This window comes from Arthrobacter sp. HMWF013 (assembly GCF_003061105.1).
In the GTDB taxonomy this organism is placed as follows: domain Bacteria; phylum Actinomycetota; class Actinomycetes; order Actinomycetales; family Micrococcaceae; genus Arthrobacter.
This window is the reverse complement of sequence record NZ_QAIQ01000678.1, coordinates 1-5,480: the sequence shown is the minus strand read 5'-3', so window position 1 is coordinate 5,480 and position 5,480 is coordinate 1. Positions and strand designations below refer to the sequence as shown.

The 5,480-nt window shown below is 62.2% G+C and carries 4 protein-coding genes; 2 read left to right on the top strand and 2 right to left on the bottom strand.

Annotation, left to right across the window (positions count from 1 at the left end):
• Positions 1-1,137: DUF3500 domain-containing protein (locus DBR22_RS22005; RefSeq protein WP_219928159.1), on the top strand; the 1,137-nt coding region annotated here is incomplete at its 5' end.
• A 223-nt stretch (positions 1,138-1,360) separates the two neighbouring features.
• Positions 1,361-1,882 carry a nuclear transport factor 2 family protein gene (locus DBR22_RS22000; RefSeq protein ID WP_108600728.1) on the top strand — a complete coding sequence of 174 codons (522 nt, stop codon included), beginning with the start codon at positions 1,361-1,363 and terminating at the stop codon, positions 1,880-1,882.
• Between the two features lie 405 nt (positions 1,883-2,287).
• Here the strand turns inward: DBR22_RS22000 and DBR22_RS21995 are convergent, their stop codons facing one another.
• Together DBR22_RS21995 and DBR22_RS21990 are read right to left on the bottom strand one after the other, a co-directional pair.
• On the bottom strand, positions 2,288-3,559 hold the full coding sequence (locus DBR22_RS21995) for an acyl-CoA dehydrogenase family protein (RefSeq protein ID WP_108600727.1): 1,272 nt from the start codon (positions 3,557-3,559) through the stop codon (positions 2,288-2,290).
• A gap of 80 nt (positions 3,560-3,639) precedes the next feature.
• The coding region (locus DBR22_RS21990) for a CocE/NonD family hydrolase (protein ID WP_108600726.1) at positions 3,640-5,480 on the bottom strand (1,841 nt) is incomplete at its 5' end.

The following is a 5,480-nucleotide window of genomic DNA, read 5'->3' as shown; positions in this document are numbered from 1 at the left end:
GCAGGCAGGACCCACGAAGACGTGGAAACGATCCAGAAGCTGCTCGTCGGCATGATCGGCCTGATTGACACTTTTTCCCCTGATCAGCGCAGCGAAGCCCTCTACAGCTTTGATGATCCCCGCCGTCTCGATTGGGACATCATTCCGAGGCCCGACAGGGCAGGCGTCCCGATGCACCGGCTCGACCGCCACCAGAAGGTCGTTCTGATGGACCTCGTCCGCCTCACGGTGTCCCACGAGGTCTTCACGAAAATCCTTGCGATCATGCAACTGGAGCATGTCCTTCGAGAGCAGGAGATCGGTTTCCTGGGAGTCGCGGCGCCGCTGTGGCGCACGTCCGACTCATATTTCCTGACGATCTTTGGCCGTCCCGGCTTCGAGGACACATGGTCTTTCCGCTTCCTGGGTCACCACGTGTGCCTCAACATCACCATTGTCAACCAGCGCTGGATCTCAACAACTCCCAGTGCCCTTGGGCAGCAGCCGGTAATTAATGCCGGCGTGCTGAACCCCTTGGCCGAGGACGAGGGCCTGGGGTTCCGGCTCCTTGAATCATTGAATGATGCCCAGCGCTCGGACGCCGTCATTCACCACGTGGCGCCGGCTGACTTCGTGTCCCGGCAGGTGCCCCGCATTGGCAGTCTCGAGTACCCGGACCACTACGACCTGGGAATGCCGCAGTACCAGATCACCACAGAGGACCGGAAAGCCCTGGCGCTGGTCCGTGCCGACCCCTCCGGCATCTGCGCCGACCGGCTCGAGGGCGGCCAGTTGATGACGCTCCACCGCCTGCTGGACACCTATCTGGCCCGGCTCCCCGAGAAGGTAGCCGGCGAATACCGTGCCCGGATCGATGCTGACGGCCCCTCCCGGATCTACTTCGCCTGGGCAGGTGGCCAGGTGCGGGGCGTGCCGCATTATTTCCGGGTGCAAACGCGCTCGATCCTCGTCGAGATGGTCAATGCCGTCGACAGCGGCAACCACATCCATTCGGTGGTGCGCGACTTCGAGCAGGACTTCGCGCACGGTTTCCTCCGTGACTATGAAGCGCACGTAGCGGAGCACGGCAACCACCTGTCGAGCCGCACCACGTCGAGCGAAGGGACCGATCTTCGCTCAAACGACTGGGCCTGGTGACGCGCGCAAATCCGTTGTGACGACGGCCCGCCGCTGCTTGACAGAAGATTTTGTGAGTAGGACAATTTAAAAGAGCCGAAAGGTTCGGATGGTTTATCCGATTATCTGCTGCTTCTGCCTCTTGAGAGGAGCGGGACCTTCTAGGCACGGCGCGACCCAGCGGTGGCACCCGCTTCGAGCGGGATTTTGACACTCTTAACACTCTCAACGATGAGGAAGAAACATGATTGAAAACGACAAAGCCGCCATTATCGAGGTCCTGAATCTCTATGCTTTTGCCCTCGACGCACGCCAATGGGACCTGTTCGACCGCGTCTTCGCGGAAGACGTCATTGCCGAGTTCGGTCCAGCCGGTGCTGCTTGGACGGGTCTTTCCAACTTCAAACGGTCTTTTGCCGAATTCCACGACCGCTTGGACAGCCACCAGCACACCATGATGGGTCAATTGGTGCACGTTGACGGCGACAAAGCCCATGCATTCAGCTACGGGAACTGGCTTCTGATCAGGGACGCGGCTGAAGGGGGTTCCACCTGGATGGGGACGGGCTGGTATGACGACGAACTCGTCCGGACTGATGTCGGTTGGCGGATCCAGCGGCGCGTCTGCAAACTGCAGTCCTGGTCCGGCAACCCCCTGGTTCCGGAACCGGACGGCGAACACAACCCTGACATGAACCTGAACGTGCTCAGCCGGTTCGCGGACGCCGGCGAAATCGGGTACCTCAAGGCAATCCAGGAAATTTAGGACGCACCCTTCCGGGGGTGCTCCTCCCAGACAATTCATGGGCCGGTCCGGTTCCTCGGTTGAGGAACCTGGCCGGCCCTTAGGCGTGGGCAGCCGACGTCAGATTCCAGCAAACGAACAGTTCCATGCTTTGTCCGCCTCACTCCATACAGGGCCACTTCCAGATTCGCTTTGGTGCGTTATGACGCCATCACCAAGTGCCAGGGGAGGCCCTGACCGTTTAGGCGCGGGGCGAGTGCCGGCATCGCATGGTCCCCAGCGGGCATTCGCACTTCAGACCGGGGACGGTGGGCGTGCTGAAGCCCCGGGCCCAGCGTACGCGCTGGTCCCGGGGCTTCAGTTAGTGCTGTTTGTTTCAGATGTGGTGCGGGCTGCGCAAGGTCAGGTTGTCGACGCCGATGGCGGCTAGCTGACCTTCTTCACTGCAGCTGGCGCAAAGCGGTCCAAGGTGGTGATACCGGCAAAATTGTGCGGCTGGATGCCTGCCATGAGTCGCCCGTAGTTTTCGGAGAGTGCTTCAAGATTCAGCGCTCCGTGCAAGGTGATGACGCGCGCGTCACGCCAGGACCGCTGGATGGGCTCGCTGTCCATGATGGCGGTCGAGCCGGAGTTTCTCTGGAGAAGCTCGATCGCCTCGGCACACCATTTGGCCGCGTAAGCTGTCTCGGCGAGGACGCGGGCGCTGAAGTCCTGCATGTACTCCGGGTCAGCCGGTGTGCCTGCCGCGGCGAGGGCGCCGAGCCGGTCGGTCTCACTGGCGTTGGCCTGGGCCATGAGTGTCGCTGACTGGATTTTGGTGTGAACCTCCGTGAGCATCAGATGTGTCAGCGGCGCCTCCAGCTGATTCTTGTAGGTGGTGCCGCGGATCGGCCGGCCGGAGGAGCGGTCGAGGAAGCGGTCCAGGGCTCCTTGCGCCAGACCGATGGACATCCCTGCCATGAGGCTGAACGCCCAGCCGAGGGTGGGGGCTTTCCACAGGGACCCTTTCAGGCCGTTGTCGTGCGTTCCCGCCGTTATCTCACGGAAGTCGATTCCCCGGTATTCCGGGACGAAGAGTTCGTCGGTCGCGAGCGTGATGGAAACGCTGCCTGTGGCGCGCATGCCTGCTACATGCCAGTCGTCAAGGAACCGGAGTTCCTCGAGCGGCACCTGGACGGCCACAAGGTATGGGCCCGCCCCGTCATCGGCAATGCATCCGAGGTTGGTGAAGGGTGCCCAGAGCGAGTCGCTGCCGAACGTCCAGGGCCCGCCGGAAATGATCCAGCCGCCGTCGACCCTTTGTGCACGTCCGCGCGAGGCGGGAAAGTGGCTTGAGCCGGCCACCCGGGGACCGACCCATTCGGGACCGTAGACTTCTTCAACGATGCGGGCGCCCGAACCGGTGGGTATCCAGTTCGTCGATGCCCCCGCCCAAACGGTCCATCCGCATGAACCGTCCCATTTGGAGATTTCCGTCACGACGTCGAGCTGTTGCCGGACGGACAGTTCGTCGCCGCCGAACTCTGCGGGGCTGCCGATGTTAAAGACACCGGTGGCGTCCAGGTCGGCGATGGTCTGGTCTGAATGGCGGCCTGCGCGTTCAGCCTCAAGCGCGCGCTCCCGCAAGGTGGGCCCGAGTGCGCGGACCGCCTCGAGGATGGTGGTCAACCTCTCGGACGTATCGTGAGTTGAAAACATCTTTGTGATCTCCTGTGTGTTTTGTTCGGGCCGGTCGGCTGGCGTTGCCGTTCGTGGTGCGCCAGGGGCGTTTCGAAAGTTCACTTGAGCGGGATGATCGGCAGCTGGACATAACCTTGGTGCCCGGGACCGGTGTAGATGGTGTTGGTCGCGCCGGCGTGGTAGCTCTCGTCGTAGGAGCGGGAGGGCAATCCTGCGGGTGAATAGGGTTGAACGTCAATCCGTAGGCGCGAGCCCTTGCGGATCATGGCACTGCTCGGATTAAGTCCGACTTCGATGGGGACGATTTCCCCTGCCTCGAGGGGCTGGTAATCCTCCTTGGCGTGCGTGTGGACTGGCCAGTATTCCGTTGACCGAGTCTCGTCAGTCCTGCGGTGCGACACCTTCAGCAGGCCGTGCCCGACGGGATGGATGTGGGTTGGATCGATGGGCGGGACCATGGCCTCATAGCGGATTTCGCGGTCCAGCTCATCGATGACGCGCAGGGACACGAAGACGTCCATGTCGCTGGCCGTTGACGCTACCGAGAGGCCTACTTTCATGTAGCCGGCCAGCGCCATGTCTTCGGTCAGCGGGTCGCTGATGAATGAGATGCCGGTGGACCAGCGTGGAGTGCCTCCTACGAAGCCTGTCGGCGCGGGGATGGGTTTGCCCGGATCGATCTCTGCCGTGTAGCTGGCCGAGTTTTCTGTAGCTGGGGCATTCTGGCTGATGCGGAGGATGTCGTTGCGTCGTGCATCGCCTGTCCAGTCTGAAGGACTGGCGTCCAGGTACCAGCGTCGGTAGCTGGTTCGTGCGATGGGCCACTCGGCTTCCTCGGCGAGGTAGTGCCCACCATTGCCAGTCCGGATCTGCAGCCGGACCGGCGCGCCGTCCATGATTCCGTTGTCCACGCCCTTGAGCCAGTGGTCGAAGAACTGCATGTGCTCGGTGGTTGTTGAGTTCTTGTAGCTGTGGGGAAACCAGGCGTCGACGAAGTCGAATTTCCTGGCCTGGGCACCGGTGGAGTGAATGAAGGTTTCGCTGCTGCCCAGCTGGTGGATGACGACGCCGGTCTGCGGGCCGGTGATCCACACGGGAGCGGTTGCCTTCTCGAGTTGGGGACTCATGAACGCCGATCCGGTAGGCCCATACGCTGACGGGTCGTTAAACGGAGTGTCCAGTATGCGTGTCCACCAATCGGTTTCCTCGCGTTCCCCAACGTAGTTGTGGCCTGCCATGGCCGCTTTCCACCAGTTCCAGAATCCTTCACCGAAGAGTCCGCCGCCGTAGAGGGCTTCGTTGTAGAGGTCGGCGTCTGTTCCCAGCGCCACCATGGCTTTGAGGTGGGGCGGCTGCAGGCTGGCTACGGCGTGTTGGGTCACCGCGAGGTAGGACATGCCCCACAGCCCGACGTTGCCGTTGGACCAGGACTGGGTTCCCGCCCATTCGATCGCATCGTAATAGTCCTGGGCGTGCTGCAGGCTGAAGGGGGCCTGTTTGCCGGGGCTGCTGCCGACGCCGCGGGCGTCCACACGGATGCACACGTAACCGTTCGGCACCCATACCGCGGAGTCCACGCTTTCGTGATTTTCATATTGGAGGCCATCCGGGTTGCCGGAGAAATACCGGTCCTCCAGCTCCTCCTTGCGCAGTGCGTCCCGTTCGCTGCCGATGACGCCGTGGTCGAAGCTCTTGCCGTAGAAGCCCTTGTTCATGATGACCGGATGCCGGCCGGAGTCTGCCGGGCGGAAGATGTCAGCGCAAACAAATGAACCGTCGCGTGTAGGAATCCTGACGTCCGTCATCTTGATGATCCCGCGGATGTTCCGGCGAAGCTCGTTGCGTGCGGCTGCGGCGTTGCGCAGCCGGCGGGGGGTGTTGCCTGTGAAGACCCCGGGTGCCGCGTTGAGCTTCTCCAACAGGCCAATGACCTGTGGAT

What these genes read in the sequence shown, in the direction of transcription:
- DBR22_RS22000 (WP_108600728.1), top strand. Translation starts at nt 1,361, where the DNA reads ATGATTGAAAACGACAAAGCCGCCATTATCGAGGTCCTGAATCTCTAT.
- DBR22_RS21995 (WP_108600727.1), bottom strand. Translation starts at nt 3,559, where the DNA reads ATGTTTTCAACTCACGATACGTCCGAGAGGTTGACCACCATCCTCGAG.